Here is a 26,822-nt window from a genome sequence, read left to right on the forward strand (position 1 = left end):
ATCGGCCGATCACTTTGCAAAGAAACCGCACCGTACGCGGACTAGCCTAGTCCTCCAGATTGCTGGGGGAGGCGCGGCCTATGCGGGCGAGAGGTTCCATCATCATCGGGGCGGCGCTGGCCTTCGTGCTTTGCGGCGACGCCATCGGTCAGACCGCCAAGCCTGAATTTCTCGTCCAGCTGAAGCCCGTGCGTGACGGAGGTCCGCTGGTGACGGCCATCGAGGTCAAGTCCGAGGTCCGTGGCGTCGCGAACGCCGATGCGTTCAGCCTGACCGCGCCGGTGAACTACGCCGGCAATCCCGGCATCGCCGATCGGGTCGAGGGCCTGGTGCTGCGCGACCGCGAGGGCGTAGTGCCGCTGACGGTGCAGGACGACCCGGCCAATCCCGGCGGCTTTCCGTACTTCCGCCACTGGCGCGCCCAGCGAGCGGTGAGCTTCCCCGCCACGATCAGTTATCGCGCCAAGGTCACGCCCGACGGCGGCCCGCCCGGACCGCCGTTCAGCATCCGCCAGAGCGCCGGCGGCGTCAGCGGCAGCGGCGCGGGTTTCCTGGTCCTGCCCGAGGGCGTGAGGACCACCGTCAGCAAGGTGACGTGGGACCTCGGTGACCTGCCGGTCACCTCGATCGCCAGCGCCACCTTCGGCGACGGCAAGGCTTTCGAACTGAAAGGGCCGCCGCAAGCGCTGATGCAGGGCTGGTACCTGGCCGGCCCGGCCGGGCGCTATCCTGCCGCCGGCGGCGACGACCACGGCTTTAGCGCGACCTGGCTGGGAAAGCCGCCCTATGACGCGGCCGCCGAGATGGCGTGGGCGGGCAAGGCCTATACGTGGCTGGGCAAGTTCTTCGGCTATCTGAATCCGCCGCCGCGCTATCGGGTCTTCATCCGGGCCGTACCGCCGCCGAATGCGGGCGGCACCGCGCTGGGCGCCTCGTTCATGACCTCGCCCCGGCCCAGCGCCAAGACGACCTCCTCGCGCAGCACCTTCATGCACGAGATGATCCACATGTGGGTCGGCGGCATCGATGCGCCGCAGGGCGTCTCCAGCTGGTTCAGCGAGGGCCTGACCAGCTACTACACGCGCCTGCTGTCGCTGCGGGCCGGCTACATCACCGCCGACGAGTACGCCCGCGACGTCAACGCGGTGATGAAGGCCTACTACGCCAGCCCGGCCCTCAACATGAGCGCCGAGGCGATCACCAAGATCGGCTTCACCGACAACCGGGCGCGCGAGATGCCTTATGCGCGCGGGGCCTACTATTTCGCCGACCTGGACGCCCGCATCCGCGCCAAGTCGGGCGGCCAGCGCAAGCTGGATGACGTGCTGCTGCCGCTGTTCGCCCGCCGTCAGAAGGGCGAGCGCTTTGACCACGACGCCTGGATCGCGCTGGTGACCAAGGAGCTCGGCCCCGAGGCCGAGCAGGAATTCAAGGCCGTGATCCTGGGCGGTGAGACCTTGCAGGCCAGCGACAACGCCTTCGGTCCATGCCTGAAGCGAGGGGCCCGCACCTATGACGCGCCGGGCGGCAAGACCGTGCAGGGCTACGCCTGGGTGCGCGATCCGTCGGTGTCGGAGGCGGCCTGCCAGGCCTGGTGATCCGGCCTTCCCGAACGTCGCGCTTGCCCCGCGCCGCCAACCGTCCCATGCTCGCTTTCAAACAAACGTTGGGAGGTTAGCATGATCGGTGTCGTTGCGGTTCTGAAGGTCCAGCCGGACAAGTCGGCGGACTTCGAGGCGGTGTTCCTGGACCTGCAGAACAAGGTGAAGGCCAACGAGCCGGGCTGCTTGGTCTACCAGCTGACCAAGTCCAAGACCGAGGCGGGCATCTACAAGGTGCTGGAGCTCTACGCCTCCGAGGACGCGTTGAAGCACCACGGCGGCACCGACTATTTCAAGGCCGCCGGCGCGGCGATGGGCCCGTTCATGGCCGGTCGTCCCGAGATCGAATATCTGGACGCCGTGGAGTAGGCGGCGATGGACCTGGCCTTCTCGCCCGAGGACCTGGCGTTCCAGCAGGAGGTCCGCGACTGGATCGCGACCGCCTATGACGACGGCCTGAAAAAGCAGCTCAGCCAGTCCAAGAACGGCTATCTGGACAAGGCCGGCCAGGTGGCCTGGCAGAAGAAGCTGGCCGACCACGGCTGGGCCGCGCCCGACTGGCCGGTCGAGCTGGGCGGGGCGGGGTTCAGCCCCTCGCAGCGCTACATCTTCAACATGGAGATGAGCCTGGCCGGGGTGCCGACGTCTTCGCCGATGGGGCTGAAGATGGTCGCGCCGGTGATCATGGCGTTCGGCTCGGACGCCCAGAAAGCCCAGCACCTGCCGCCGATCCTGAAGTCCGACATCTGGTGGTGCCAGGGTTATTCGGAGCCGGGCTCCGGGTCCGATCTCGCTTCGTTGCAGATGAAGGCCGAGCGGGACGGGGACGACTACGTCCTGAACGGCTCGAAGATCTGGACCACCCACGCCCAGTGGGCCGACTGGATGTTCTGCCTGGTGCGCACCTCGTCCGAGGGCAAGCCGCAGGAGGGGATCTCGTTCCTCCTCCTTCGAATGGATACGCCTGGCATCCAGATCAAGCCGCTGGTCACCCTGGACGGTCCGCCCGACGGCGAGCAGGAGATCAACCAGGTCTTCTTCGACAATGTCCGGGTGCCGGTCGCCAATCGCATCGGCGAGGAGAACAAGGGCTGGACCTACGCCAAGTACCTGCTCGAGTTCGAACGCGGCAACGCCTATGCGCCGGGCCTGATGAACGCGCTGAAGAAGGTCAAGCGCATCGCCGCGCTGGAGTTGGCCGATGACGGCGGGCGGCTGATCGACGACCGGGACTTCCGCGAGAAGATCGCCAATCTTGAGATCCAGGTCGCGGCCCTGAACGCCACCGAGCTGCGGATCTTCTCGTCCCGCACCGCCGGCAAGGCGATCGGCCCGGCGTCGTCGATGCTGAAATGCGTGGGGTCCGAGCACCAGCAGGCGATCACCGAACTGACGCTTGAGGCGGTCGGGACCTATGCCGCGCCGTTCGTCGAGGATCCCTGGTCCAAGAGCAACGAACTGCGGGCGGGACCGGACTACGCGGCCCCGGCGGCGCCGGCCTATTTCAACTATCGCAAGGCGTCGATCTACGCGGGGTCGAACGAGATCCAGCGGAACATCATGGCGAAGATGGTGCTGGGGCTTTGAGGCCCTAACGCCCCCTTCGTCTCGTCGCGTATCCGCGCCGATCCACCTCCCCCGCAAGCGGGGCAGGAAGGTTCAGCTTCCTCCTCCCTCGTGAAACGGGGGAGGTGGCGCGCTGCGGATACGCAGCGTGACGGAGGGGGCGCTCAGCCGCCCCAGTATTTCTAACTAGCCACACCCCCGAACAAGTGTTTGGATCGCGCGCAACACATCCTGTTTCGGAAATTCCCCATGTCGCTCGACGCCCTGTTCAAGCCGTTCGAATTCAAGTCGCTGAAGCTGCCCAACCGGACGGTGATGGCGCCGATGACGCGGTCGTTCTCGCCGGGCGGCGTGGCCACCGACGACGTCGCCGCCTACTACCGCCGTCGGGCCGAAGGGCAGGTGGGCCTGATCGTCACCGAGGGCACGGGCGTGGCTCGTCCCGCCTCGCTGAACGACGCCAACGTGCCGCGCTTCCACGGTGACGCCGAGCTGGCCGCCTGGAAGAAGGTGGTCGAGGAAGTCCACGCCGCCGGCGGTCTGATCGCGCCGCAGCTGTGGCATGTGGGTTCGGCCAAGGGCACGGCGAACCTGGGCAAGGTCGACAGCCCGTCGGGCATCTCCAAGGCCGGCGGTGGCCAGTTCACCGAGCCGATGACCGATGAGGACGTCGCCGACACGATTGCCGCCTTCGCCACGGCCGCCGCCGACGCCAAGCGCCTGGGCTTCGACGCGATCGAGCTGCACGGCGCCCACGGCTACCTGATCGACCAGTTCTTCTGGAACGGCACCAATGTGCGCGACGACCACTTCGGCGGCCCGTCGATCGCCGAGCGCAGCAAGTTCGCCGCCGAGATCCTCAAGGCCGTCCGCGCCGCCGTGGGTCCCGACTATCCGGTGATCATCCGCCTGTCGCAGTGGAAGCAGCAGGACTATGCGGTCAAGAACGCTGAAACGCCGCAACTGCTGGAAGCCTGGCTGCAGCCGCTGGCCGATGCCGGGGCCGACATCTTCCACTGCTCGCAGCGCCGGTTCTGGGAGCCGGAGTTCGAGGGCAGCGACCTGAACTTCGCCGGCTGGGCCAAGAAGCTGACCGGCGCCCCGACCATCACGGTGGGCTCGGTGGGCCTGTCGGGCGAGTTCATCGCCGCGTTCGGCGGGGAGGGCAGCCAGCCCGCCTCGATCGACGGCCTGCTGGAGCGCCTGGAGCGCGGCGAGTTCGACCTCGTCGGCGTGGGTCGTGCGCTGCTGCAGGATCCGGAGTGGGTCGTGAAGATCCGCGACGGTCGCCAGGACGAGCTACAGAACTTCGAACGCGCGGCGCTCGGCACGCTGTACTAGACACCCCCGGTTCTGGGGCTGTCGGAAACGACGGCCCCGGACCATCGTCGCCCCGAACTTCAGAGGGAGGCGACGATGACCTGGATGCCGTACGTGGCGGGCCTGCTGGCGCTTCTGGCCATGGCCCTGCTGATCGCCGGGACGTTCCTGCGGGAAGACGGTTAGGCGATGGTGGTGACCAGGCCGCCTTCGACCTTCAGCGACGCGCCGTTGGTGGCCGACGACAGCGGGCTGGCGACATAGGCCACCAGGCTGCCGATCTCTTCCGGCTCGATCATCCGCTGCAGCAGCGACGCCGAGCGGTGCTTCTCGAAGAATTCGGCTTCATGCTCGGCGGTGGTGCCGTCCGGATTGGTCGAGACGCTCTTGAGGAAGTCGGCGATGGCTTCGGCGCGGGTCGGGCCGGGCAGGACGGAATTGACCGTGACGCCGGTGCCCTTGGTGGCCTGGGCCATGCCGCGGGCGACGGCCAGTTGGGCGCTCTTGGTCATGCCGTAGTGGACCATCTCGCCAGGCGTCGCGAGACCCGACTCCGACGAGATGAAGATCACCCGGCCCCAGTTGCGCTCGATCATGCCGGGGAAGTAGCCGCGCGACAGGCGCACGCCGCTCATGACGTTGACGTCGAACAGCTTCAGCCAGTCCTCGTCGGGGATGTCGGCGAAGGCCTTCATCTCGTAGATGCCGATGTTGTTGACCAGGATGTCGACGGCCGGGACCGCCTTCAGGATCGCGGCGGCGCCGTCGGCCGTGGCCGCGTCGGCCAGCACGCCCTTAGCCTTGCCGCCGATGGCCTTCACGGCCTGGTCGAGCTTTTCTTGCGTGCGGCCGGTGACGAACACCGTGGCGCCTTCATTGGCCAGGGCCGTGGCGATCGCCAGGCCGATGCCGCCGGTCGCGCCGGTCACCAGCGCGGTCTTGTCGTTCAGTTTCAGGTCCATCGCTGGGCTCCGTTGTTTGACGCAGCCACAGATGGGCCCGCCGCGGCGGCAGACTATGCCGTGGCGGGGACCAGGACTTGTGAATTCAGGTCATCATTTCAGGCGTTGAAGTTCAGCTTCAAGCCCGGACGCGGCCAGCGGGCCTTGTAGAGCTTGCCGGTGCCCGAGGCCGTGATCCAGGCGTCGCGCATGTCGTCGCCGCCAAAGCAGATGTTGGTGACGATCACGTCCGGGAAGGCGTAGTGCTCGGTCGTGCCGTCCGGGTCGAAAGCGGTGATGCCGCCATTGATGATGGTCGCCACGCAGACCTTGCCGCCGGCCTCGACCGCCAGGCTGTCCAGGAGCTGGTAGCCCGGCAGGTTGCAGACCACATTGCCCGGCATGAGCGGATGCGGATCGGCCAGCACGCCCGGCGCCGTGACCTCGAACGACCACAGCCGTCCCAGCACGGTGTCGGCCATGTAGACGGTCTTTTCGTCGGGCGAGAGGCCCACGCCGTTGGGCGAGACGAAGTGGTCGCGCCAGCGGACGATCTTCGAGCCATCGGGCAGGGCGTAGTACAGCGCGCCGTACTTCTTGCCGTCCGGCGTCGAGCAGCCGTGGTCGGTGAACCAGAACCCGCCCTGCTTGTCGAAGACGAGATCGTTGGGGCCGACGAGCTTCTTGCCGTCGCACTCGGTGTAGAGGGTCGTGATCGCGCCGGACTTGAGGTCCACCCGCTGGATGTAGCCGCCCTCATGGCTCGGCGGAGTCGGGCCGGGGATGTTCAGGCCATTGGCCTCGAAGAAGGCGAAGCTGCCGCCGTTGTTGGTGACATAGATCGCGCCGTCCGGGCCGATCGCCGCGCCGTTGGGGCCGCCGCCGGTGTCGGCGACCGTCTCCTTGCGGCCGTCGGACCAGACCCGCGTCAGGCGCTGGCCCTGGATCTCGGTGAGGATCACCGAGCCGTCGGCCATGGCCACGGGGCCTTCGGGGAATTGCAGGCCGTCGGCGACCAGCTGGATGTCCATCGCGTCTCTCCCTGGCGCCTCTGCTGGGCGCTGGAGACGACTATAAACGCCTGTTTGAACCTGGCGAGGGTTCCGTTCGGCCAACCGTGTCGCGCGGGCCACAGCCGCGCCGCGTGTGCGAGAACGGTGTTCGCGGGACTTGCCCCGAGTCGGCGATCGTGGGATCAGCACGCCCTCATCACAGCTCCAGGGAGCCGATCCGCCGCATGAAACTCGCCGCCGCACAGACCAACGCACCGCCGAAGGCGGGTTGGCGCGCGCCGTCGAATTCGCGCCGCCGCCGATCCGCTTCCCGCCCCCTGCGCACCTACCGCTAGCCGCGGCCGCTCCGGCCGCCGCCGGAGCTCTTAGATGACCGTCCAGTCTCTCGCGAGTTCGACCCTGGTCGCCTCGCCCCTGCTGCGCCTGATCGCGCCGCCCTATGCCGAGGTGTTGGCCGCCCTGTGGCCTGCGCCCCACGCGCCGTTCGTCACCGCGACGGCGGCGCGACGACACCTGATCTGCCTGATGCTGGCCGCCGAACCCCTCGGTGGCCCTCCGATCGACGTCACCCGCCTGATGGACCTGCCGATGCGCAAGGCCATCCGCCTGGCGCTGGAGGACGTCGCCCCCGAGGGCCTGCGCCGGGCCCTGGAGCACCTGGGCGAGATCGCCTGGGCGCCCGAGGACTATCGCGCGCTGGTCCATCTGCTGGTCGACCCCGCGCCGGCCAAGACCCTGCGCCACGCGGAAGCCATCACGCCGGACCTGGTCCGCGCGCTGACGGCCTTGCCCAAGGACCTGCGTGAGATTGGTGGCGTCGCCCTGCGCGTCACCCCGGCTCAGGCCGCGCTGTTGGCCGAAGCCCACGCGGTGCTGACCAAGCGCCTGACGCCGGACCTGCTGGCTCAGCGGATCGCGGCCTGGGGCCACGTGCCCACGCCCAAGGCGCTGTTTGCCCTGGTCGCCGAGGACTTCCGCCGCGAACTGCCGCCGCCGCCCCATCCGGGCACGGAGAAGCTGCGGCCGCTGGAGACGGTGGCCGCGATCCGTGACGCCGCCCGTCGGTACCGCAACTGCCTGGCCAACTATGTCGACCACGCCGTCGACCAGCAGAGCGCGATCTATGAGTGGCTGCCCGCGCCGGGGGCGGTGGTCGAGCTGACGCCCGACGCCTTCTTCGGCTGGCGGCTGGACCAGGCGCGGCTGGAGAACAACAAGTCGGTCGACGAGGCTACCCGCGAAGCCATCGTCGCCGAGCTGCGCGGCATGGGCGTGCATGTGGGCCGCAGCGCCTGGCAGATCCGCCGGGCCCTGGAGCGCGCCGCCTCGCCGAAGTTCGAGCTAGAAACCGTCGACGCGGCGATCGCCGACTACTTCACCGACGGCTGAGCCGCCCGGACGGTTTCGACCGGCTGGGCGGTGAAGCGAGCCACCGCCGCCAGCAGGGCGTCCCGGACGATCGGCTTGGCCACGTGGCCGTCCATGCCGGCCGCCAGGCAGCGGGCGACTTGCTCGGGCATGGCGTCGGCGCTGAGCGCCAGGATCGACGTCTCGCTGGCGGGACCGCCCATGGCGCGGATGGCGCGGGTGGCGGCCAGGCCGTCCATGTCGGGCATGTGGACGTCCATCAGGATCAGGTCGAAGGCCTCGTCGCGCGCCAGGGCGACGGCCTCGGCCCCGCCCTCGGCGGTGACCACCTCGTGGCCGCCCAGGACCAGCAGGGCATGGCCCAGCTCACGATTGACCGGATGGTCGTCGACCAGCAGCACCCGCGCGCCGCGTGCGTTGCTGGCCTCGGGCAGGGGGATATCGGCGACGGGCGCGGCTTGCGCGGTTTCGACGGGCAGGTCGACCCAGAAGCATGAGCCGCGGCCCGGCGCGCTCTCGACGCCGATCTCGCCGCCCATGCGGGTGACCAGCGCCTTGCTGATGGCCAGGCCCAGGCCCGTGCCGCCAAAGCCCCGGCTGATCGAGCTGTCGGCCTGGGTGAAGCGCTGGAACAGGCGCGCCTGCACCTCGGGCGCGATGCCGATGCCGGTGTCGGTGACCTCGAACCGCGCGCGGCCCGGCGTGGCGGCCAGGTCCAGGCGAGCGGTGACCGCGCCGTCGCGGGTGAACTTGATGGCGTTGGAAACCAGGTTCAGCAGCACCTGGCGCAGGCGGGTCTCGTCCAGGCTGAAGAGGGCGCTTTCGTCGCCCACCACCTCGACCCGCAGGTCCAGACTCTTGGCCTCGGCCGCCGGGGCGGCGATGGCCATGGCGTCGCGCAGCACCAGGGCCGGCGACAACGGCTCGGGGGACAGCTCCATCCGGCCGGCTTCCAGCTTCGAGAAGTCCAGCAGGTCGTTGATGATCTCGACCAGCGAGCGGCCCGAGCGGCCGATCAGGTCGACGCGGCGACGGCTGTCGGGCGACAGGCCCGGATCGTCGGCGACCAGGTCGGCGAAGCCCAGGATGCTGTTCAGCGGGGTGCGGATCTCGTGGCTGATGGTGGCCAGGAACTCGGACTTGGCCTTGTTGGCGGCCTGGGCGCTGGCCTGGGCGGCGCGGGCGATGTCGCGGCCGCGGGCCATCAGGGCCTGCAGGCGCTTCTGCCGTTCCAGGATCATCGCGGCCATCAGGCAGACGGCGAACAGCATGGCGTGGAAGATCAGCACGTGGCGCAGCGGCGACAGCGCCACGGCGGGGTCCACGCCCGTCCGGTGCAGCACGGCCGGGATCGAGGCGGCCAGCGAGGCGATGACGACGATGGCCGCCGCGCGCGGTCCGCCCCGGAACACGGCCAGCATGGCGGGGGCGAACAGCAAGGCCTGCAGCGCCGGCTCCCAGGTGAAGATCGCCACGGCGGTCAGGGCCACCAGCAGGGTCAGCACCGTCAGTTGCCAGGCCGAGGCCGCGAACAGCGGCTTGTGGCGGCGGTCCATCAGGATGATCGTGGTCGGCATGGCCAGGATCAGGCCCAGCACGTTGGGCATGATCCAGTCGGCCCAGCCGTCCAGGGCCGGGCGGCCTTGCGAGACGGCCAGGGTCGCGGTGGTGATCATCGACAGGGCGACGATGAACACCGTGGCCACGCCGGTGATCCGCGCCAGGCCCCATGGGCTGCGCATGTGGTTGGTCAGCCGCAGGCGGTGCAGGCCCCAGGCCGTGATCGCCACCTGCAGGATATCCTGCGGCGCGACGACCAGGATGAACGATACGTCGACTCCGGCGACCAGCTCGACGGCGACGTCGGCCAAGGCGGCCAGGATCAGCAGGATCCAGCGCGCCCGGCCCGTCAGGGTCAGCAGGCCGGCGATCAGCACGGCGTTGGCGGTCCAGATCGACGGCAGGTTCTTGGTCGCGCCGGCCAGGAACAGGCTGTAGGCCATCGACCCCACGAAGGCCGCGAGCAGGCCCGCGATCCTCAGGGTCTGGCCGTCCTGTAGAAGAGGCTCGGTGCTACGCTTCACGTCTGTTCACCCGTATTGGGCCACCCACACTGGGAAGGCCAGAATGCGCGCGCAGGCGACTGCCGTCGGTTAATCGCGGCAGCGTCAAATTGGCGCGGGTCAGCGCGCGTCAGGCCTTGCGCCCGCCACGATTTCGCGGTGAGCGTGGGGCGAAATACGGACAAGGGATTCTTGAGTATGCGGGTATCTGTGATGGCGGTCGCGGCGGCGGGTTTGATGCTGACGGGCTGCGCGGCCGTGCCCGCCATGCCGTGGTCCAAGACCGCGGCGATGCCGACGCGTCCCAGCTGCCCGGCGATGAAGACCGAGCAGTGGCAGCCGGTCGTCGACGCGGCGGTCCACAAGACCTTCGACCGTGACCTTCAGAAGCGCTTTGGCGACACCGCCAGCCATGTGCGGATCGCCTGGGGCAAGACCGATAAGGGCGACACCACGGTCACCGCCCAGCGGATCGGCCCGGCCAAATACGCCATGCCGCAGGTCGGCAAGGGTGGTGAGGTCGAGGTCGTCTTCCAGGCCTGCACGGGCAAGCCCCTGAAGACCCGCAAGCTGGCCAATCTGGAGAAGAATCCTCAGGTCTCGGCGCCCGAAGCCGCTCCGGCGCCTCAGGAGCGCCCGGCCCCACGCAAGCGTGGGATCAAGTGGCCCTGGAAGTCGTAACCAGGCAGAGCTGACGCCTCAGCGTCGCTCCAGAACCCGGAAGGTGAAGGCGTGGTCGTCGCCTTCGCCGGCCGGGTGTTCCTCGCGCCGGACCTCGGTCCAGGCGCTCTCGTCGAAGTCGGGGAAGTGGACGTCGCCGTCGACCTGCGCGGCGACCTCGGTCAGGTACAGCCGCTTGGCCTTGGGCAGGGCCAGCTCGAACAGCGCCCGGCCGCCGATCACGCAGACCTCGTCGGCCCCGTCGTCGGAGGCCTGCTCCTTGGCGATCTCGACGGCTTCCATCCAGGTCTCGCAGGCCACCGCGTTCTGGGGCTCGAAGCTCTGGTCGCGCGACAGCACGATATTGGTCCGGCCGGGCAGGGGCTTGCGGGGCAGGCTGTCCCAGGTCTTGCGGCCCATGATGATGGGCTTGCCCAGGGTGTTGGCCTTGAACAGCGCCAGGTCCGACTTCAGCCGCCACGGCAGGTCGCCGTCACGACCGATCACGCCGTTGGCCGCGCGGGCGACGACGATCGAGAGACCGATCAAACCGAGACCTCGGCCTTGATGTGCGGGTGGGCCTGGTAGCCTTCCAGCGTGAAGTCCTCGTAGTCGAAGGCGAACAGGTCGCGCTTGTCAGCGATCTTCAGCGTCGGGAAGTCGAAGGGCTCGCGGGTCAGCTGCTCGCGGGCCTGGTCCAGGTGGTTCAGATAGAGGTGCGCGTCGCCGAAGGTGTGGACGAACTCGCCCGGCTCCAGGCCCACGACCTTGGCGACCATCAGGGTCAGCAGGGCGTAGGACGCGATGTTGAACGGCACGCCCAGGAAGACGTCGGCGCTGCGCTGGTAGAGCTGGCAGGACAGTTTCCCGTCGGCCACGAAGAACTGGAACAGGCAGTGGCAGGGCGGCAGGGCCATGTCGTCGACATCGGCCGGGTTCCAGGCCGTGACGATGTGGCGGCGGCTGTTGGGATTGGTCTTCAGGTTCTCGACGAGATTGCTGATCTGGTCGATCACGCGGCCGTCGGGCGTGGCCCACGAGCGCCATTGCTTGCCGTAGACGGGACCCAGGTCGCCGTTCTCGTCGGCCCACTCGTCCCAGATGCGCACGCCGTTGTCCTTGAGATAGGCGATGTTGGTGTCGCCCTTCAGGAACCACAGCAGCTCGATGAAGATCGAGCGCAGGTGCAGCTTCTTGGTCGTCAGGACCGGGAAACCCTTGGCCAGATCAAAGCGGATCTGCCGGCCGAATACGCCGAGGGTGCCTGTGCCCGTGCGGTCGCCACGCTGCACGCCGTTCTCGAGGATGTCGGCGAGCAGGGCCAGGTACTGCCGCTCGGGATGATCGGCGGCGGCTTTGGCGGGGGCGAGGACGGCGGTGGTCATGGTGGGCAGTTTGGGCGCGAATCGCGGCGTTGAACACTGCGGCGCGGGGAAGCGTCCACAGGCGGGCGCTCACTTATCCTCCCCCTAGCGGGGGAGGCGGCCCGAAGGGCCGGAGGGGGAAGTGCTTGACGCCTTGCCTCTTCCCCCTCCGTCGTCGCTACGCGCCGACACCTCCCCCGCTAGGGGGAGGGTCTGGGCATTTCACTTGCTCGGCGCCAGCGCCGTGTTCAGCACCCAGCCGACATTGTCGTTCTCGTCGGCCACTTCCCACCAGGCGTCCTGCTTGTTCCCGGTCGGATAGACGTTCATGCCCGGATCCAGCGTGCGGACCAGCTTGCCGTTGGCGGCGGGGGCGGCGCGCAGGTTGGTTTCGCGCAGGGTCGTGAAGGTCTTCTGCGGCGCAGCGGCGGCCGCCGGCGCGTCGCCCAGGACGCCCAGGTCCGTGACCATCTTCGAATAGGCGTTGATGAAGGCCAGGGTGACGATGCGGCCGATGTCGGTGTCCTCGTAGCCGCCGCCCACGACGCCGCCCCAGCCCAGGCTTCCGCCGCCCGCGCCCCAGCTGACGTCGTTCTTCACGGCGTAGCCTTCCTGCACCGACATGGTCTCGGTGGTGCGGACATTGGTCAGCGACAGCTGGGTGTTGGCCTCGACCTTCTTGGTCTTGATGCCGCCGATCAGCGCGCCGGCCCGGCCGCCGATCAGAGCCCCGGCGATGCCGGCCGCCGCGCCGCTGCTGTTGGAGTCGCCGCCCTGGACCTCGGCCACCAGCACGTAGTCGGCGGCCTTGACCTGGCCCTGGCCGACATTGGAGCCGCGTTGCAGGCCAAGGTTGCCGCCGATCGCGCGCTCCTTCTCGGCCGCGCCGAGCCCCGCGCCCCGGTCGACCAGGTTGAAGCAGCCCGAGCGCTGGACGATGGCCCGCAGCACCTTCTGCGGCGAGGCCAGGCTGTACTGGGTCCAGCCGCGCGGATCATCGCCGTCGACGATCGACAGCGTGCCCATCTTGCGCGTGCAATGCGGCACTTCCGACGAGGCCTGGACCTGCATCTTCTGCGCCTTGCTGGGCTTGGCCTGGGCGAAGGCGGCGTGGGGCGTCAGGACGACGAGCGCGATGCTGGTCGCCAGCACCCGGTTGAGCGTTTTCATGGATCTTTTCCCTGCGAATTTTGCAGGGAGGGCGGCTATCCAGCGAAGCCGCCTTCGTCGAGGAATTCGCGCTCGGCGTCGGTGGTTATGCGACCAAGACCCGGATTCCGATGGGGGAAGCGACCAAACCGGGCGATGATGTCGCGGTGGATGATGGCGTACTTCATCGACTCCTCGTCGCCGGTGTCGGCCTGGAGGGCGGCGAACAGCTCGACACTGAACTCCTGATCGATCAGCGACTCCGAGTGCTCGAACGGCAGGTAGAAGAACGGCCGCAGGTCCGCCTCGATGGCCGGGTCGGTGTCGTGGCCGGCGGCGATGGCCTCGCGGGCGAACATCCGCGCCAGCGGGTCGCTGGCGAAGGCGTGCGGGGTGTTGCGGAACATGTTGCGCGGGAACTGGTCCAGCAGGATCAGCAAGGCCAGCGAGCCCAGCGCCGTCTGCGCCCAGCTGTCGTAGCGGCGCATGGTGGCGCGGTAGTGGGTCTGTTCGAACTTCAGGATGATGGCCTGGTCGAAGGCGGAGTCCTTGGCGAACCACTTCTTGGGCCCCGCTCCACGCCAGAAAGCGACGACATCGTTGTAGTGCGCGCTCATCGAAGGCCCTCACGCGTTCTGTCTGTTCAAGCCCGGTTCATCGGGCGAGTCCGAGAGTGCTATCAAGGGACAAGCCCGGGCTTTGCTTCAAGGCCCTTCGGAGCACGAAATGAAACGTCTGATCACGACCGCCATGCTGCTTTCCTTGCTGGGCGGTGCGGCGGCGGAGGCCGGCGCCGCCGGGGCGGTGGTCGCTCAACAACAGCTGGCGCAGCGCGAACAGCGCGACGGCGGCCCGCGCGGCGATCGCGGGGACGGCGGCGGCCGGGTTGAACGCGGTGATCGCGGCGGTGGCGACCGTGGCGGTGATCGCGGCGGCGGCGGTTGGAACCGGGGCGGCGGCGAACGTCCGCAGGTCCAGGCCCAGCCTCAGCCTCAACAGCAGCAGAACAACGGCGGCGGCTGGAACCGCGGCGAGAACCGAGGTGATCGGGGCGACAACCGCGGCGATCGCGGCGGCCGTCCGGACTGGAACCGCGGCGAGCGTCCGCAGCAACAGCCGCAACCGCAGCAGCCCCAGACTCAGCCGACCCAGCCGCAGAACAACGGCGGCAGCGGCTGGAATCGCAACGACAACCGCCCGGGCGGCTGGAACCGTGGCGACGATCGTGGTCCCGGTCGCGGCAACGACAACCGTCCGGATCGCGGCAACGACAACCGTCCCGGCGGCTGGGACCGCAACGACCGGAACGACAACCGTCCCGGTGGCTGGGATCGCAACGACCGCAACGACAATCGCGGCGGTTGGGACCGGAACGACCGTCGTCCGGGCCAAGGCCAGTACCGCGATCGCGACCGGGGTCGTCCGCAGTACGACCGCAACCACTACCGCCCGAGCTTCCGCTCGAGCCAACGCTACCGCGCTCCGGCCTATCGTTATCCGCGCGGCTGGTACGTGCGCAGCTGGTCGTTCGGCGACTATCTGCCGGGCGGCTGGTACGGCAGCTCGTACTATCTGAACTGGGGCGCGTACGGCCTGCCGCTGCCGCCGATCGGCTGCGAGTGGGTGCGGGTCGGCGACGACGCCATCCTGGTCGACGTCTGGAGCGGCCAGGTCCTGAGCGTCTACTACGACCTCTTCTGGTAAGCGCGGCGGGCGGGTCTCTTTCGAGGCCCGCCCGTTTTTCTTTCATCGCGATGTCGGCTCCGGCGCAGCTGCGCCGTCCTCGGTCCAAAGGCGGATGTGCCGCCGGATGGAGAGAGATCCGATGAAAGCTTCCCCCATGGTGTGGACCGGCCGCGTGCTGACCGGCCTTTTCGCCCTCTTCATGCTGGGCGCGTCGATCGCGCCCAAGCTGCTGGGCATGCCCGTGGCGGCGCAGACCATGGTCGCCCTGGGCTGGAAGGCCGACTACGTCCTGATGATCGGCCTGATGGAGCTGGCCTTCCTGGCGCTCTATCTCTTCCCGCGCACGTCACTGCTGGGCGCGGTGCTCATGACGGGCCTGCTGGGCGGGGCCATGGCCACCCAGGTGCGGGTCGAAAACCCGCTGTTCAGCCACGAGCTGTTCTCGCTCTATCTGGGCCTGTTCATGTGGGGCGGCCTGTGGCTGCGCGACCCGGCCCTGCGGGCTCAGTTTCCCTTCCGCCGCGCCTGACCGCGCCTATATCGACGCGAACGAGGGAGCAACGCATGAAGCCGGCCGGGATCGACCACGTGGTGCTGAGAGTGCGCGACCGCGCCGTCGCCGAGACGTTCTATATGGACGTCATCGGCTGCGCGCTGGAGCGTCGGCAGGACAGGATCGGCATGACGCAGCTGCGGGCCGGGTCGTCGCTGATCGACCTGGTCGAGATCGACGGCGTCCTGGGCCAGCAAGGCGGGGCCGCGCCGGGCGTGGAAGGCCGCAACCTGGACCACTTCTGCATCGCCATCGAAGGCTTCGACCTGGAGACGGTCAAGGCCGAGCTGGTCGCCAAGGGCGTCGAACTGGGCGACGAGGGTGAACGCCACGGCGCCTCGGGCCTGTCGGTGTCGATCTATCTGAAGGACCCCGACGGCAACGGGTTGGAGCTGCGCGGTTAGACGTTCGTCGTCGACAGCGCCGCCCGCTCGTCGTCCTTGGTCGCCACCACGCCCTTCTTCTCGACATGCCGGATGAAGGCGCTGGCCCAGGCGTCGAAGGGTTTCAGCGCCTTGGCGTCGGCCATGGCGTCCTCGATCTGGTCGTCGGCATAGGGCACGCCCTCGCCGAAGACGCCCGCCACCCACAGCTCGTCGGGGACCTCGATCCCGCTGTAGCGGCACTGCCAGACCAGGCCCTGATAGGCCAGGCGCTCGTCCGCATAGGGCTCCTCGGCCGGATCGAACCACTCCTTGTCCCGCACCAGGGTGGGCCGGCCGTCCTTGCCCAGTTCGTTGGCCCCGCCGTCGCAATAGGTGAAGAAGCCGGCCGAGCGGCCCTCCAGGTGGTTCCTGGTCAGCTGCTGCCACTCGGGCGAGCGCTCAAGCGCCTGGGCCTTCAGGGTGTCCTTCTTGTCGATCAGGTCGGGGCGGGGATTGCCGCCGGCCGCGCAGACCAGGCGGTCGAACATCAGCTTGAAGTTGGTCGTCGGCCCGTACCAGTTGGTGGGCCCGATCAGCGCCCAGGCGTCGGCGCGGGCCAGGCGTCCATAGAGGTCCAGGTCCCACATCAGGTCCGGCTGGTTGGTCGAGCGCGGGCCGTAGCAGTTGCAGGGATAGACACACAGCGCCATCGACGAGCTGACGCAGGCGTTGCAGGCCTGGATCTTGGGCTTGCCGTGCTGGTTGCCCAGGTCCTCGGTGTCGACCTGCCAGCCCGGCGGCATGCGCGCGGCCATGCGCAGCATCAGGGCGCGGGCCTTGGAATCCAGGCCCGGGCAGCTGTTGTGGCGGCGCTGCGAACCGGCGATCAACAGCACCCTCAGCGGGCGGTGTTCGGTCGGGCGAATGGCGGCTTTGGGCGGCTCGTGGCCGTCCTTTTCGGGTGTCGGCATGGCGTACGAACGCACGAGCGCCTAAAACGTGGCCGGAAGGCTCCTGGCATTTCGACGTTCTTTCGGCTTCGCCTTGACGAAACGGCAAAAAAACGCTCAAACGCCCGGCCTTTGTCGCTCTACCGTTGCGTCGAGCGGCCCTGATTGACCAGTCCTGGAGAAAAAACATGCGCGTCTACTACGACCGCGACGCCGACATCGCCCGCATCTTGGACAAGAAGATCGCGATCGTAGGCTATGGTTCGCAAGGTCATGCGCACGCTCTCAACCTTCGGGACTCGGGCATCAAGAACGTAGCCGTGGCGCTGCGCGCCGGTTCGCCGACCGCCAAGAAGGCGCAAGGCGAAGGCCTGCAGGTCATGACGGTGGCCGAAGCCGCCGCCTGGGCCGACCTGATCATGATCCTGGCGCCGGACGAGCATCAGGCCGCGATCTACAAGAACGACATCGCCCCCAACATCCGTGACGGCGCGGCCCTGCTGTTCGCCCACGGCCTGAACGTCCACTTCGGCCTGATCGAGCCGAAGGACACCATCGACGTCCTGATGGTCGCGCCGAAGGGCCCGGGTCACACCGTGCGCGGCGAGTACCAGAAGGGCGGCGGCGTGCCCTGCCTGATCGCGGTGCACCACAACGCCACCGGCAACGCCCTCGACCTCGGCCTGGCCTACGCCAGCGCCATCGGCGGCGGTCGCTCGGGCATCATCGAGACCAACTTCCGCGAAGAGTGCGAGACCGACCTGTTCGGCGAACAGGCCGTCCTGTGCGGCGGCACCGTCGAGCTGGTCCGCGCCGGCTTCGAAGTGCTGGTGGAAGCCGGCTACGCGCCGGAAATGGCTTACTTTGAGTGCCTGCACGAGCTGAAGCTGATCGTCGACCTCATGTACGAAGGCGGCATCGCCAACATGAACTACTCGATCAGCAACACGGCCGAGTACGGCGAGTACGTCACCGGTCCGCGCATCATCACGCCGGAAACCAAGGCCGAGATGAAGCGCGTTCTGGAAGACATCCAGTCGGGCAAGTTCGTCCGTGACTTCATGCTGGAAAACCAAGTGGGCCAGCCCTCGTTCAAGGCCACGCGTCGCCGCGCGGCCGAGCACCAGATCGAGGAAGTCGGCGGTCGCCTGCGCGACATGATGCCCTGGATCGCCAAGAACAAGCTGGTCGACCAAGCCAAGAACTAAGCTTCAGTACCAGAGTAATCCCGCTGAGCCCCCGGCCCCCAAAGGCCGGGGGCTTTTCGTTTTGGGCCTTGCGCGGCCTCGGTACGAATGCATACTGAACCACATGGTTCAGCAATCGGCCGCCCGCCTCGACGCCTCCTTCGCCGCCCTGTCGGACGCCACCCGTCGTGGCGTCCTGGAGCAGCTGGGACGTCGCGAGGCCTCGATCACCGACCTGGCCGAGCGGTTCCAGATGACCCTCACGGGCATGAAGAAGCACGTCAGCGTGCTGGAACAGGCCGGCCTGGTGGTGACCGAAAAGGTCGGGCGCGTGCGCACCTGCCGGCTCGGCATGGGCGGCCTGGAGGACGAGGCGGCGTGGATCGAACGCTACCGCCGCCGCTGGGACCTGCGTTTCGACGCGCTGGACGAGATCGTCGAGGAATTGAAACAGAGGGAAGCTCAGAATGTCGGCAAAGAATAAGACGGTGGTCGAGCGCAAGTCCGACCTGGAGCTGGTCGTGACCCGCGTCTTCGACGGCCCGGCGCGCATCGTGTTCGAGGCCTGGAGCCAGCCGGAGCTGTTCCAGCGCTGGTGGGTGCCGAAATCGATCGGCGTGCCGCTGCGGGCCTGCGAGATGGATGTCCGCACCGGCGGCGGCTATCGCCTGGAGTTCGGCCACGACGCGGCCAATTCCATGGCCTTCTTCGGCAAATATATCGAGGTGACGCCGCCCTCGAAGATCGTCTGGACCAACGAAGAGGCCGGCGAGATCACCGTGACCACGGTCACCTTCGCCGACCAGGGCGGCCAGACCCTGCTGACCTTCAGCGAGCTCTATCCCACCCGGGAAGCCTGCGACGAGGCCATCACCGGCTCGGCCGCCGGCCTGCCCGAACAGTTCGAGCAGCTGGACGCGCTGCTGCCTGAACTGGCCGCCTAAGGGACGCGAAGCCCTCGGTCGCTGCCGAGGGCTTCGTTTCCGGCTTGCGCGGACTGGCCGCTCGCGGAAAGGTTCGCGCCGGTCCCGCTTGGGGACAGGGGAGACCTCCATGAAACGCCTGCTCGCCGCCCTGATCGCCACCGCCGCCGTCTCGACCGCCGCCGCGCCAGCCTTCGCCGCCGAGGTCGCCTACGGCCTGGACCCGGCCCACACCGAGACCACCTTCACGATCGACCGCTTCGGCTTCACCTCGATCATCGGCATCTTCGCCAAGTCGGAAGGCACGATCTGGCTGGACGAGGCCGCGCCCGAGAAGTCGCGCGTCGAGGCCACGGTGACCGTCGACAGCCTGCTGACCGCCAACCCGACCCGCGACGAGCACATCAAGGGCGAGCGCTGGCTGAACGCCGCCAAAAGCCCGACCATGACCTTCAAGTCGACCAAGGTCGAAAAGACCGGCGACACGACCGCCAAGGTCACCGGCGACCTGACCATCATGGGCGTGACCCAGCCGGCCGTGCTGGACGTCAAGCTGAACAAGATCGGCACGGCGCCCAACAACCAGAAGAAACAGGCCGGCTTCACCATCACTGGCCAGATCAGCCGCAAGGCCTTCGGCAGCGCCGGCGCGGCCGGGGTGATCGGCGACGCGGTCAACATCCGCATCGAGACCCTGGCGGTCGCACAATAAAAACTGTCATCCCGGCCAAGCGCGAAGCGCGCCGAGCCGGGACCGCCGGAAGCTCTGAGTTTGCTGCGGTCCCGGGTCTTCGCTGCGCTACGCCCGGGATGACAGCTTTGGATCACCCCAACACAAACACCGGCCCCCAGGCCACCTGGTAGCGGTGCTCCCCTGACGACAGGTGCGGGCGCAGCTGCCAGGCGCCGGGCGGCAGCACGCTGGGCGGGCGGCCTTCGACATAGGTCGTGGTCAGCACCTCGCCGCCGGGCTCGGAGACCGAGAACTGGCGGATGGTCGGAGCGGCGTTGGTCAGGGCGCGGGCGATCTCGTCGGCGGATCGGATGCGCAGCGGGGCGGGGCCGGGCAGGCGGGCGGCGACCTCGGCATAGGCCCCGACGGCGATGACGCGCGGCCCCTGGCGCAGCACGCCGTAGCCGACATGGGTGAAGCCCGGCTGCAGCAGGTTGGCGCGGTGGCCGGGGCTGGTGCGCCACTGGTTCATGATCTGGTCGGGCCGCACCGCGCCGGCGGCGTTGAGGCGCATGGCGATGTTTTCGCCCGGCGCGCCGACCAGGTCGCGGGCCAGCAGGCCGACGCGGCCGGCGGCGGAATAGCCCTCTCGCGTGACGTGGTCGAAGACGCCGGTGACGGCCATGTCGGCGGCATGGGCGCGGGCGGCGCGGGTCAGGCCGGCGTCGAAGGCCAGCGGGGCGGGGCCTTCGCGGCGGCGAAACAGGTTGTTGAGGTCCAGCAGGGTCTCTTCGAAGTCGGGATCGAAGTCGCCGCTGGGCGGATCGTCCAGCAGGCCGCGCAGACGGCGCTCATAGGCCATCCAGGGCTGCGGCGGGGCGGCCAGAACCGGCGTCGCGGCGAGGAAAAGGCCACCAGCCCAGAAAGTTCTTCGCGCGATAGGCCTCATTCGCTCTCCGACAAGTCATTGACAGTCGCCGTCAGGAACCAGACCTAAGACGCATGCGCCCTGTCCGTTCCCTATGGCTGGCCGGCCCCGAGGTCTGGCTCCCCGATTCCGAAGCCCAGGCGGCGCGTCAGCGGGCCCTGTGCCTGGACGCCGGCCTCGAGCCCCTGATCCAGACTCGCATGGCGCCGGGCGAGGGCAGCGACGAGCTGGAAGCCCGGCAGTTCTACGCCGGCCGCATGGCGCAATTGCGCCAGGCCGACGCGGCGGTGATCAATCTGACGCCCTTCCGCGGCCCCAGCGCCGACACCGGCGCGGTGTTCGAGGCCGGGGTGCTGGCCGGGCTGGGCAAGCCGACCTTCGCCTATGTGAACATCACCAGCGAGCTGCAGGTCGAGTACGTGGCCCGCGTCGACGCCATCCTGGGCGCGACCCTGGACGAGAACCACATCTGGCGCGACGGCGACGGCTGCGTGATCGAGGACTACGGCCTGCCCGAGACGGTCATGCTGTGGGGCGAGGCCCGGCGGCTGTTCGTGATCGTCACCGAGGACCCGCTGCGGGATTTGACCGGGCTGGAGCTGTGTTTGCAGGCCCTGGCGCTGTACGCGGAGTAGGGTTTTCCCTCTCCCCTTGCGGGAGAGGGTGGCCGCCGAAGGCGGTCGGGTGAGGGGTTGCGTCCGCTATCCGGACAGGCCTTTCAACCCCTCATCCGTCGGCTTCGCCGACACCTTCTCCCGCAAGGGGAGAAGGGGGATACGACGTGCTCTATCCTCGGCGTTCGTAAGATTGAAGACAGCAAAATCAATCGCTTGTCGATTTTACGCGCCCCTGAATGATCCGCGTTCAGCCCCGCCCCATACTCTTCCTCACCCGATAGCGCGGAAGGGACGTCCGGCCGGCGATCGTGACGGCTGTCGGGTGTGGTCGAGCGGGTAGCGCTTGCCGGTCTTCTTTCGGGAAGGCGTCTTCGCGGCGGATCCAGCGGCAGGCTCCCTGAAACATCGGGACGAAGCCCTGGCGGCGAAGGCTTGGCGAACGCAACAGGCAGGGGCTGAAATCGCCTTTGCATTCCGGAGGGGAGCCAATCCCTCCGCCCGTCGGGGGCCTCTCGTGGGAGCGGGTTAAAACCCCGCGCCTCGCGGGCTCACCGGATAACGGCTGCGCGGAGCGTACGGCCCTCGCCGAAACGGTACTTACAAACTCACACTCCGGGCGACGCCCGGCGCTCCGCAGTCCCTTTCACACCTTCAGCGGCCACGCCGCATGAAGCAGCGCCCACATGTCCGGCGTGCATTACCAGTCCAGCGCCGCTTCCCCGCGCAGAATCGCTTCGGCCTCCGCCGAGTGCTTGCCGCCCTCGCGATCGTGCAGGACCAGCGGCGGCAGCAGGACGAGCGGCGCCTTGCCGGTCTTGATGGCCCGCACAATCACCCGCTTGGCCGGGGCGTCGGCGAATGGCGCCACGGGGCGGATGCGGAACGAGCCGGCCTTGGGCCCCAGGGCGTCGAGGATGTCGGCCAGTCGGTCGGCGCGGTGGATGATGGTGATCGTCCCGCCCTCGCGCACGGCCTTCAGGCAGAAGCCGGTCCAGGCGGCCAGGCCCCCGTCGGCCATCCAGGCGCCGCTCTTGGCCGGGGTGGGCGCGCGCAGGGCCTGTGGATCGTCGAAGAACGGAGGATTGCTCATTACCGCGTCGAACACTGGTAGGCCCAAAGCCCGGAAACCGGCCTCGATATCGCCCTCCACGATGGCGACTCGGTCCTGGAGCCCGTTCAGCGTGGCGTTCTCGGCGGCCAGGCTCGCGGCAACGGAATCACGCTCCACGCCCTGGAAGATCGCCCCCGGCCGGCGAGTCGCGGCGGCTAGCAGGGCGCCGCCGACGCCGCAGCCGGCCTCGATCACACGCTGGCCGGGCAGGGCGTCGCAGGCCGCCGCCAGCAGGGCCGCGTCCATGCCGGCCCGGTAGCCGTCCAGCCTCTGGCGCAGCCGTACACGACCTCCCAGAACCCGATCCTCGGTAACGCCCGTATCGTCCAATGCTTTCTAGGCCTTGTGCTCGCCTTGACCGTGACCTATCCCGCCACCATTGTCCCTCGCAATGGTTCGTGGGGGGCCGGCCGAAGGAGAAGAAGGTTTTGGACGCAGCGACAGCGACCCTCCCCCGGAAGTCGGGCTCGGTGGATCGTCTCGTGCGCCTCGCCGAGGCCGACATGAAGGGCGTCAACGCCCTGATCACCGACCGCATGCAAAGCGACGTGCCGATCATCCCGGCCCTGGCCGAGCACCTGATCGCCGCCGGCGGCAAGCGCCTGCGTCCGCTGCTGACCGTGGCCGCCGCCCGCCTGGCCGGTTCCGACAACGACCACTGCCTGAAGCTGGCCTCGGCGGTCGAGTTCATCCACACCGCCACCCTGCTGCATGACGACGTGGTCGACGGCAGCCAGCTGCGCCGCGGCAAGGTCGCCGCGCACCTGATCTGGGGCGCCGCGCAAAGCGTGCTCGTGGGCGACTTCCTGTTCGCCCGCGCCTTCGAGCTGATGGTCGAGACCAACTCGATGAAGGCGCTGGAGATCCTGGCCCGCGCCAGCCGCGTCATCGCCGAGGGCGAGGTGCTGCAGCTGATGCGCAGCCACGACCTGAACCTGTCGCAGGCCGTCTATCTGGAGATCATCCAGGCCAAGACCGCCGAGCTGTTCGCCGCGGCCTCGGAGGCCGGCGCGGTCTCGGCCGGCGTCGACGCCGACAAGACCGAAGCGCTCAAGGCCTATGGCCTGAACCTGGGCCTGGCCTTCCAGCTGGTCGACGACGCCCTGGACTATGGCGGCACGACCGAGGCCCTGGGCAAGAACGCCGGCGACGACTTCCGCGAAGGCAAGGCCACCTTGCCGCTGCTGCTGGCCATCGCCCGTTCGGGTCCGCGCGAAGCCGAGTTCTGGGAGCGCGCGATCGGTCGCCGCGAACAGACCGAGGCCGACTTCCGCCGGGCCCGCGAGCTGATCGTCGGCTCGGGCGCCCTGGACGCCACGCTCGATCTGGCCGCCGACTATGCCGACAAGGCCAAGACGGCGCTGAGCATCTTCCCGGCGGGCGACTGGCGCGAGGCGCTGGAAGACCTGGCCGACTTCGCCGTCAGCCGCAGGGCCTAGATGTTCAAGCGGAAGTCTTCTCCCAAGGGGCTTCCCCCCGTCGCGCCGGGCGAGCGCCTGCCGCGGCTGCAGACGATCATCGCCACCTCGCCGGAGAACCCCGGCGGCGACCCCAATATCCGCCCGCATGAAGCCGGTGAGGCCGCCGGCAAGGTGATCGGCGGCGGCGTGGGCGTCCTGGTCGGCGGGCTGCTGGTCATCCTCATGCTGGGACCGATCCTGTGGGCGCCCTTGTGGGCCGGCCTGCGGGCCGCGCGCTTCGTGCCCGGACCCTGGTGGACCTGGCTGGTCGGTTTCGCCGCGACGGGCGCGGCGGCCTTCGTCCAGACCGTGCTGCTGGTCCAGCGCAGCCCGATCCTGCGGTATCCCGTGGTGGCCCTGTTCGCCCTGATCTGGGTCGGCGGCCTGTGGCTGGAATTCACCTCGCCGCGCCACGACTGGATCACCACGGCGCCGGCCCTGCACATGCCGGGACCCTGGTCCTGGACCCTGATCGGCGTGGGCACGGTGATCTATGCCGGCATCTATCTCCTGGCCCTGGCGCCGATCGGCAAGAGCCGCTGGGCCAAGCGGTGGCAGCTGATCAAGTAGATCGGTGAATTCGACGTAACGTCCTTCACAGAAGGGGAGGGCGGGGCCACGTCTAGGGCCTGATACTCTTGGGGCTTGGGAACATATGATCCGCTTTATCCTGAACGTTCTGTGGTTCATCTGCGGCGGCCTGCCTCTGGCCATCGGCTGGTTCATCGCGGGCCTGCTGCTGGCGATCACCGTCGTCGGCCTGCCCTATACGGGCGCGGCCTGGCGCATCGCCGGCTTCGCGCTCTGGCCGTTCGGCAAGGAGATCGTCCGCCGCGAGACCGGCCTGGCCTCGGGCCCGCTGGGCGCGGTGCTGAACGTGATCTGGTTCATCCTGGCCGGCTGGTGGCTGGCCCTTGGCCACCTGATCGTCGCCGTCGGTGAAGCCATCAGCATCATCGGCATCCCGTTCGCGATCAAGGACCTGCAACTCGCCCAGATCGCCCTGGCCCCGATCGGCCGGGATGTGCGCCGGGTCGACTAGGTCGCTCTTCGCGATAAAGGCCAGTCGATCACCCCCGCTGCCCACAGCGGCGCCCAGATGAACAGCGGCTGCAGGAGCAGCAGACGTGGGCCGTGGTACCACCACGAACTGGGCAGCGGCGGCACGGCGACGCCGCTGAAGGCATGCCAGATGTTCGCGGGCCAGACACAGACGGCGTAGAGCGCCAGCATGATCCCGGCCAGCCGACGGGTTTGTGGGATCAGCAATCCGATCGCGCCGGCGATCTCGCAGAGCCCGGTGAAGATCACCACCTCGCGCGGGAACGGCACGCCCGGCGGCATGATCGCCAGGAAGCCGTGCGGCGCCGCCACGTGCACCACGCCAAACGGCGCGTAAATCGCGGCAAGCAGCAAACGGGCGAGACTACGAGGGTTCGGCATCGCCGGAGCCAACGTTCCGGCGCATCACATGGGTCCACGGACCGCTGGTATCCGCCACGAACCCCTGCGCCTCCCAGAACGGCCCGGCGGCCTCTGAGGCCTGCGCGTTGACCGTCAGCAGGCCCACGCTGTCGAAGCCCTCGTGGATCAGGGCGGAGGCCAGCGCAGTGGCGACGCCTCGGCGGCGCATGGCGTGGCGGATGTAGAAGCGGCGCAGGCGGCGCGCGGGCTCGGACGCGGCGGGTTCAGCGCTCATAGCGCCGACTCCCGCCAACTCTCCGACCAGGAACGCGGCGAGGATCGCCTCGCCCTCGCCCTGGAAGCGTGCGCCCTTCGCCCAGCCCTCGGCGAGCAAAGCCATGTTGCGCACGCCTTCGCCGGAGGCCTCGGCGACCAGGTCGTCGAAGCCGTCCGGCAGTTCGTCGAACAGACGAACCAGTTGGAGCATCAGCCCGGCGAGACCATCTTTTCCGGGCGGACGTACTGGTCGAACTCTTCGTTGGTCAGATAGCCGCCGCCGACGGTTTCCTCGCGCAGCGTGGTGCCGTTCTTGTGGGCCGTCTTGGCGATCTTGGCGCAGATGTCGTAGCCCAGGCGGCCGTTCAGCGCGGTGACCAGCATCAGGCTGTTCTCGACGCCCTTACGGATGTTGTCGATGCGCGGCTCGATGCCGACCACGCAGTTGTCGGTGAAGCTGATCGCCGCATCGGCCAGCAGGCGGACCGACTGCAGGAAGTTATAGGCCATCACCGGGTTGAAGACGTTCAGCTCGAAGTGGCCTTGCGACCCGGCGAAGGTCAGGGCGGCGTGGTTGCCGAACACCTGGACGCAGACCTGGGTCAGGGCCTCGCACTGGGTCGGGTTGACCTTGCCCGGCATGATCGACGAGCCCGGCTCGTTCTCCGGCAGGGCCAGTTCGCCCAGGCCGGCGCGCGGGCCCGAGCCCAGGAAGCGGATGTCGTTGGCGATCTTGAACAAGGACGCGGCGACCGTGTTGATGGCGCCGTGCGAGAACACCATGGCGTCGTGGGCGGCCAGGGCCTCGAACTTGTTCGGAGCCGTGGTGAACTCCAGGCCGGTGATCGCGGCGATGGCCTCGGCCACGCCTTCGGCGAAGCCGATCGGGGCGTTCAGGCCGGTGCCGACGGCGGTGCCGCCCTGGGCCAGCTGCATCAGCTTGGGCAGGGTGCTCTCGATGCGCTCGATGCCGTTGGCCACTTGCTGGGTGTAGCCGCCGAACTCTTGGCCCAGGGTCAGGGGCGTGGCGTCCTGGGTGTGCGTGCGGCCGATCTTGATGATGTCGGCCCAGGCCGCCGTCTTGGCTTCCAGGGCGGCGTGCAGGTGCTTCAGGGCCGGTAGCAGGTCGTGGACGATCTGTTCCGCGCAAGCCACGTGCATGGCCGTCGGATAGGTGTCGTTCGACGACTGGGACATGTTGACGTGGTCGTTCGGGTGGACGGGCTTCTTGGTGCCCATCTCGCCGCCCAGGATCTCGATCGCGCGGTTCGAGATCACCTCGTTGGCGTTCATGTTCGACTGGGTGCCCGAACCGGTCTGCCAGACCACCAGCGGGAAGTGCTCATTCAGCTTGCCGTCGATGACTTCATTGGCGGCCTGGACGATGGCGTCCTTCAGGCCCGCGTCCAGCTTGCCCAGCTTGAAGTTGGTCTCGGCGGCGGCGCGTTTGACGATGCCCAGGGCGCGGACGACCGGCAGGGGCTGCTTCTCCCAGCCGATCTTGAAGTTGCCCAGGCTGCGTTGGGCTTGCGCGCCCCAGTAGCGGTCGGCGGCGACTTCGATGGGGCCGAAGGTATCGGTCTCGGTACGCGTGGCGGTCATGCGGCGGTCTCCGGAAAAACGGTCGAGCGCGGTCTAGACCTT

At 68.5% G+C, this 26,822-nt stretch carries 30 protein-coding genes; 17 read left to right on the plus strand and 13 right to left on the minus strand.

The genetic code is table 11. The features are described from left to right. The first annotated feature begins 80 nt into the window (after positions 1-80). The 4 genes from AC07NF_RS19475 (at position 81) to AC07NF_RS19490 (ending at position 4,508) form a co-directional block, all read left to right on the plus strand. A complete protein-coding gene (locus AC07NF_RS19475) occupies positions 81-1,598 on the plus strand; it encodes a M61 family metallopeptidase (RefSeq protein WP_494630061.1) in 1,518 nt (505 codons plus the stop codon). 81 nt (positions 1,599-1,679) lie between these two features. Next, the gene (locus AC07NF_RS19480) at positions 1,680-1,970 is read left to right on the plus strand and encodes a putative quinol monooxygenase (RefSeq protein WP_494630063.1); all 291 of its coding nucleotides are present in this window, start codon (positions 1,680-1,682) and stop codon (positions 1,968-1,970) included. Between the two features lie 6 nt (positions 1,971-1,976). Continuing rightward, positions 1,977-3,188, plus strand: coding sequence for an acyl-CoA dehydrogenase family protein (locus tag AC07NF_RS19485; protein WP_494630066.1), 1,212 nt, complete (start codon positions 1,977-1,979; stop codon positions 3,186-3,188). Positions 3,189-3,416: 228 nt separating this feature from the next. Continuing rightward, a complete protein-coding gene (locus tag AC07NF_RS19490) occupies positions 3,417-4,508 on the plus strand; it encodes an NADH:flavin oxidoreductase (protein ID WP_492816654.1) in 1,092 nt (363 codons plus the stop codon). Between the two features lie 161 nt (positions 4,509-4,669). Here the strand turns inward: AC07NF_RS19490 and AC07NF_RS19495 are convergent, their stop codons facing one another. Beyond that, a complete protein-coding gene (locus AC07NF_RS19495; protein WP_494630068.1) occupies positions 4,670-5,449 on the minus strand; it encodes an SDR family NAD(P)-dependent oxidoreductase in 780 nt (259 codons plus the stop codon). Positions 5,450-5,547: 98 nt separating this feature from the next. Further along, positions 5,548-6,459 carry an SMP-30/gluconolactonase/LRE family protein gene (locus tag AC07NF_RS19500; RefSeq protein WP_494630071.1) on the minus strand — a complete coding sequence of 304 codons (912 nt, stop codon included), beginning with the start codon at positions 6,457-6,459 and terminating at the stop codon, positions 5,548-5,550. Between the two features lie 351 nt (positions 6,460-6,810). On the opposite strand from AC07NF_RS19500, the gene AC07NF_RS19505 reads away from it, so the two are divergent. Continuing rightward, the gene (locus tag AC07NF_RS19505; RefSeq protein WP_494630072.1) at positions 6,811-7,830 is read left to right on the plus strand and encodes a hypothetical protein; all 1,020 of its coding nucleotides are present in this window, start codon (positions 6,811-6,813) and stop codon (positions 7,828-7,830) included. Here the strand turns inward: AC07NF_RS19505 and AC07NF_RS19510 are convergent. Then, positions 7,812-9,893 carry a hybrid sensor histidine kinase/response regulator gene (locus AC07NF_RS19510; RefSeq protein ID WP_494630076.1) on the minus strand — a complete coding sequence of 694 codons (2,082 nt, stop codon included), beginning with the start codon at positions 9,891-9,893 and terminating at the stop codon, positions 7,812-7,814. The genes AC07NF_RS19505 and AC07NF_RS19510 overlap by 19 nt on opposite strands. 177 nt (positions 9,894-10,070) lie before the next feature. Here AC07NF_RS19510 and AC07NF_RS19515 point away from each other — a divergent pair, with 177 nt between their 5' ends. Then, entirely contained in the window at positions 10,071-10,553 is a 483-nt protein-coding gene (locus AC07NF_RS19515; protein ID WP_494630078.1) for a hypothetical protein, read from the plus strand. Positions 10,554-10,571: 18 nt separating this feature from the next. Here AC07NF_RS19515 and AC07NF_RS19520 read toward each other — a convergent pair whose 3' ends face one another. The 4 genes from AC07NF_RS19520 to AC07NF_RS19535 all read right to left on the minus strand — a co-directional run bounded on the left by AC07NF_RS19520 (position 10,572) and on the right by AC07NF_RS19535 (position 13,662). Further along, the gene (locus AC07NF_RS19520) at positions 10,572-11,081 is read right to left on the minus strand and encodes a dihydrofolate reductase (RefSeq protein ID WP_494630080.1); all 510 of its coding nucleotides are present in this window, start codon (positions 11,079-11,081) and stop codon (positions 10,572-10,574) included. Continuing rightward, positions 11,078-11,917: a thymidylate synthase gene (locus AC07NF_RS19525; RefSeq protein ID WP_494630082.1), complete on the minus strand. Its 840-nt coding sequence runs from the start codon at positions 11,915-11,917 to the stop codon at positions 11,078-11,080. Before AC07NF_RS19525 ends, AC07NF_RS19520 begins: the two co-directional genes overlap by 4 nt. Before the next feature lie 201 nt (positions 11,918-12,118). Beyond that, the gene (locus AC07NF_RS19530; RefSeq protein ID WP_494630085.1) at positions 12,119-13,066 is read right to left on the minus strand and encodes a CsgG/HfaB family protein; all 948 of its coding nucleotides are present in this window, start codon (positions 13,064-13,066) and stop codon (positions 12,119-12,121) included. Between the two features lie 35 nt (positions 13,067-13,101). Continuing rightward, entirely contained in the window at positions 13,102-13,662 is a 561-nt protein-coding gene (locus tag AC07NF_RS19535) for a DUF924 family protein (protein ID WP_494630087.1), read from the minus strand. Between the two features lie 109 nt (positions 13,663-13,771). Here AC07NF_RS19535 and AC07NF_RS19540 point away from each other — a divergent pair, with 109 nt between their 5' ends. From AC07NF_RS19540 to AC07NF_RS19550, 3 genes are all read left to right on the plus strand, one after another. Next, positions 13,772-14,749, plus strand: a complete 978-nt coding sequence (locus tag AC07NF_RS19540) for an RcnB family protein (protein ID WP_494630089.1) — start codon at positions 13,772-13,774, stop codon at positions 14,747-14,749. A gap of 121 nt (positions 14,750-14,870) precedes the next feature. Then, positions 14,871-15,260 (plus strand): DoxX family protein, encoded by a 390-nt coding sequence (locus tag AC07NF_RS19545; protein WP_494630092.1) that lies wholly within the window; start codon positions 14,871-14,873, stop codon positions 15,258-15,260. Positions 15,261-15,295: 35 nt separating this feature from the next. Further along, complete coding sequence (locus AC07NF_RS19550) at positions 15,296-15,688, plus strand: VOC family protein (protein ID WP_494630094.1); 393 nt, start codon at positions 15,296-15,298, stop codon at positions 15,686-15,688. Here AC07NF_RS19550 and AC07NF_RS19555 read toward each other — a convergent pair. Beyond that, complete coding sequence (locus AC07NF_RS19555) at positions 15,685-16,620, minus strand: NADPH-dependent FMN reductase family protein (RefSeq protein ID WP_492816628.1); 936 nt, start codon at positions 16,618-16,620, stop codon at positions 15,685-15,687. The two genes, AC07NF_RS19550 and AC07NF_RS19555, sit on opposite strands and share 4 nt — an antisense overlap. 125 nt (positions 16,621-16,745) lie before the next feature. On the opposite strand from AC07NF_RS19555, the gene ilvC reads away from it, so the two are divergent. The 4 genes from ilvC (at position 16,746) to AC07NF_RS19575 (ending at position 19,421) form a co-directional block, all read left to right on the plus strand. Then, on the plus strand, positions 16,746-17,807 hold the full coding sequence (ilvC, locus tag AC07NF_RS19560; RefSeq protein WP_492816626.1) for a ketol-acid reductoisomerase: 1,062 nt from the start codon (positions 16,746-16,748) through the stop codon (positions 17,805-17,807). A gap of 103 nt (positions 17,808-17,910) precedes the next feature. Continuing rightward, complete coding sequence (locus tag AC07NF_RS19565; RefSeq protein WP_494630098.1) at positions 17,911-18,270, plus strand: ArsR/SmtB family transcription factor; 360 nt, start codon at positions 17,911-17,913, stop codon at positions 18,268-18,270. Beyond that, entirely contained in the window at positions 18,254-18,730 is a 477-nt protein-coding gene (locus AC07NF_RS19570) for an SRPBCC family protein (RefSeq protein ID WP_494630102.1), read from the plus strand. The genes AC07NF_RS19565 and AC07NF_RS19570 overlap by 17 nt, the downstream gene beginning before the upstream one ends. A 109-nt stretch (positions 18,731-18,839) precedes the next feature. Further along, positions 18,840-19,421: a YceI family protein gene (locus AC07NF_RS19575; protein ID WP_494630103.1), complete on the plus strand. Its 582-nt coding sequence runs from the start codon at positions 18,840-18,842 to the stop codon at positions 19,419-19,421. Between the two features lie 112 nt (positions 19,422-19,533). Here AC07NF_RS19575 and AC07NF_RS19580 read toward each other — a convergent pair whose 3' ends face one another. Further along, a complete protein-coding gene (locus AC07NF_RS19580; RefSeq protein ID WP_494630106.1) occupies positions 19,534-20,331 on the minus strand; it encodes a CAP domain-containing protein in 798 nt (265 codons plus the stop codon). A 53-nt stretch (positions 20,332-20,384) separates the two neighbouring features. Here AC07NF_RS19580 and AC07NF_RS19585 point away from each other — a divergent pair, with 53 nt between their 5' ends. Next, positions 20,385-20,945 carry a nucleoside 2-deoxyribosyltransferase gene (locus tag AC07NF_RS19585; RefSeq protein WP_492816618.1) on the plus strand — a complete coding sequence of 187 codons (561 nt, stop codon included), beginning with the start codon at positions 20,385-20,387 and terminating at the stop codon, positions 20,943-20,945. A 679-nt stretch (positions 20,946-21,624) separates the two neighbouring features. Here the strand turns inward: AC07NF_RS19585 and AC07NF_RS19590 are convergent. Beyond that, positions 21,625-22,368 carry a tRNA1(Val) (adenine(37)-N6)-methyltransferase gene (locus AC07NF_RS19590; protein ID WP_494630109.1) on the minus strand — a complete coding sequence of 248 codons (744 nt, stop codon included), beginning with the start codon at positions 22,366-22,368 and terminating at the stop codon, positions 21,625-21,627. Positions 22,369-22,466: 98 nt separating this feature from the next. On the opposite strand from AC07NF_RS19590, the gene AC07NF_RS19595 reads away from it, so the two are divergent. The 3 genes from AC07NF_RS19595 (at position 22,467) to AC07NF_RS19605 (ending at position 24,540) form a co-directional block, all read left to right on the plus strand. After that, on the plus strand, positions 22,467-23,477 hold the full coding sequence (locus tag AC07NF_RS19595) for a polyprenyl synthetase family protein (protein WP_494630111.1): 1,011 nt from the start codon (positions 22,467-22,469) through the stop codon (positions 23,475-23,477). Then, entirely contained in the window at positions 23,478-24,068 is a 591-nt protein-coding gene (locus AC07NF_RS19600) for a hypothetical protein (protein WP_494630113.1), read from the plus strand. An 85-nt stretch (positions 24,069-24,153) separates the two neighbouring features. Further along, positions 24,154-24,540, plus strand: coding sequence for a YccF domain-containing protein (locus tag AC07NF_RS19605; protein WP_492817162.1), 387 nt, complete (start codon positions 24,154-24,156; stop codon positions 24,538-24,540). Here AC07NF_RS19605 and AC07NF_RS19610 read toward each other — a convergent pair. Genes AC07NF_RS19610 through fumC form a run of 3 tightly spaced genes read right to left on the minus strand, consistent with a single transcriptional unit; the run spans position 24,537 to position 26,780 of the window. After that, the gene (locus AC07NF_RS19610; RefSeq protein ID WP_494630116.1) at positions 24,537-24,941 is read right to left on the minus strand and encodes a DoxX family protein; all 405 of its coding nucleotides are present in this window, start codon (positions 24,939-24,941) and stop codon (positions 24,537-24,539) included. The genes AC07NF_RS19605 and AC07NF_RS19610 overlap by 4 nt on opposite strands. Then, on the minus strand, positions 24,925-25,389 hold the full coding sequence (locus AC07NF_RS19615; RefSeq protein ID WP_494630120.1) for a GNAT family N-acetyltransferase: 465 nt from the start codon (positions 25,387-25,389) through the stop codon (positions 24,925-24,927). The genes AC07NF_RS19610 and AC07NF_RS19615 overlap by 17 nt, the downstream gene beginning before the upstream one ends. Continuing rightward, a complete protein-coding gene (gene fumC, locus AC07NF_RS19620) occupies positions 25,389-26,780 on the minus strand; it encodes a class II fumarate hydratase (RefSeq protein ID WP_492817168.1) in 1,392 nt (463 codons plus the stop codon). Before fumC ends, AC07NF_RS19615 begins: the two co-directional genes overlap by 1 nt. Between the last annotated feature and the right edge of the window lie 42 nt (positions 26,781-26,822).

The organism is Caulobacter sp. GW821-FHT10A06 (assembly GCF_059415805.1).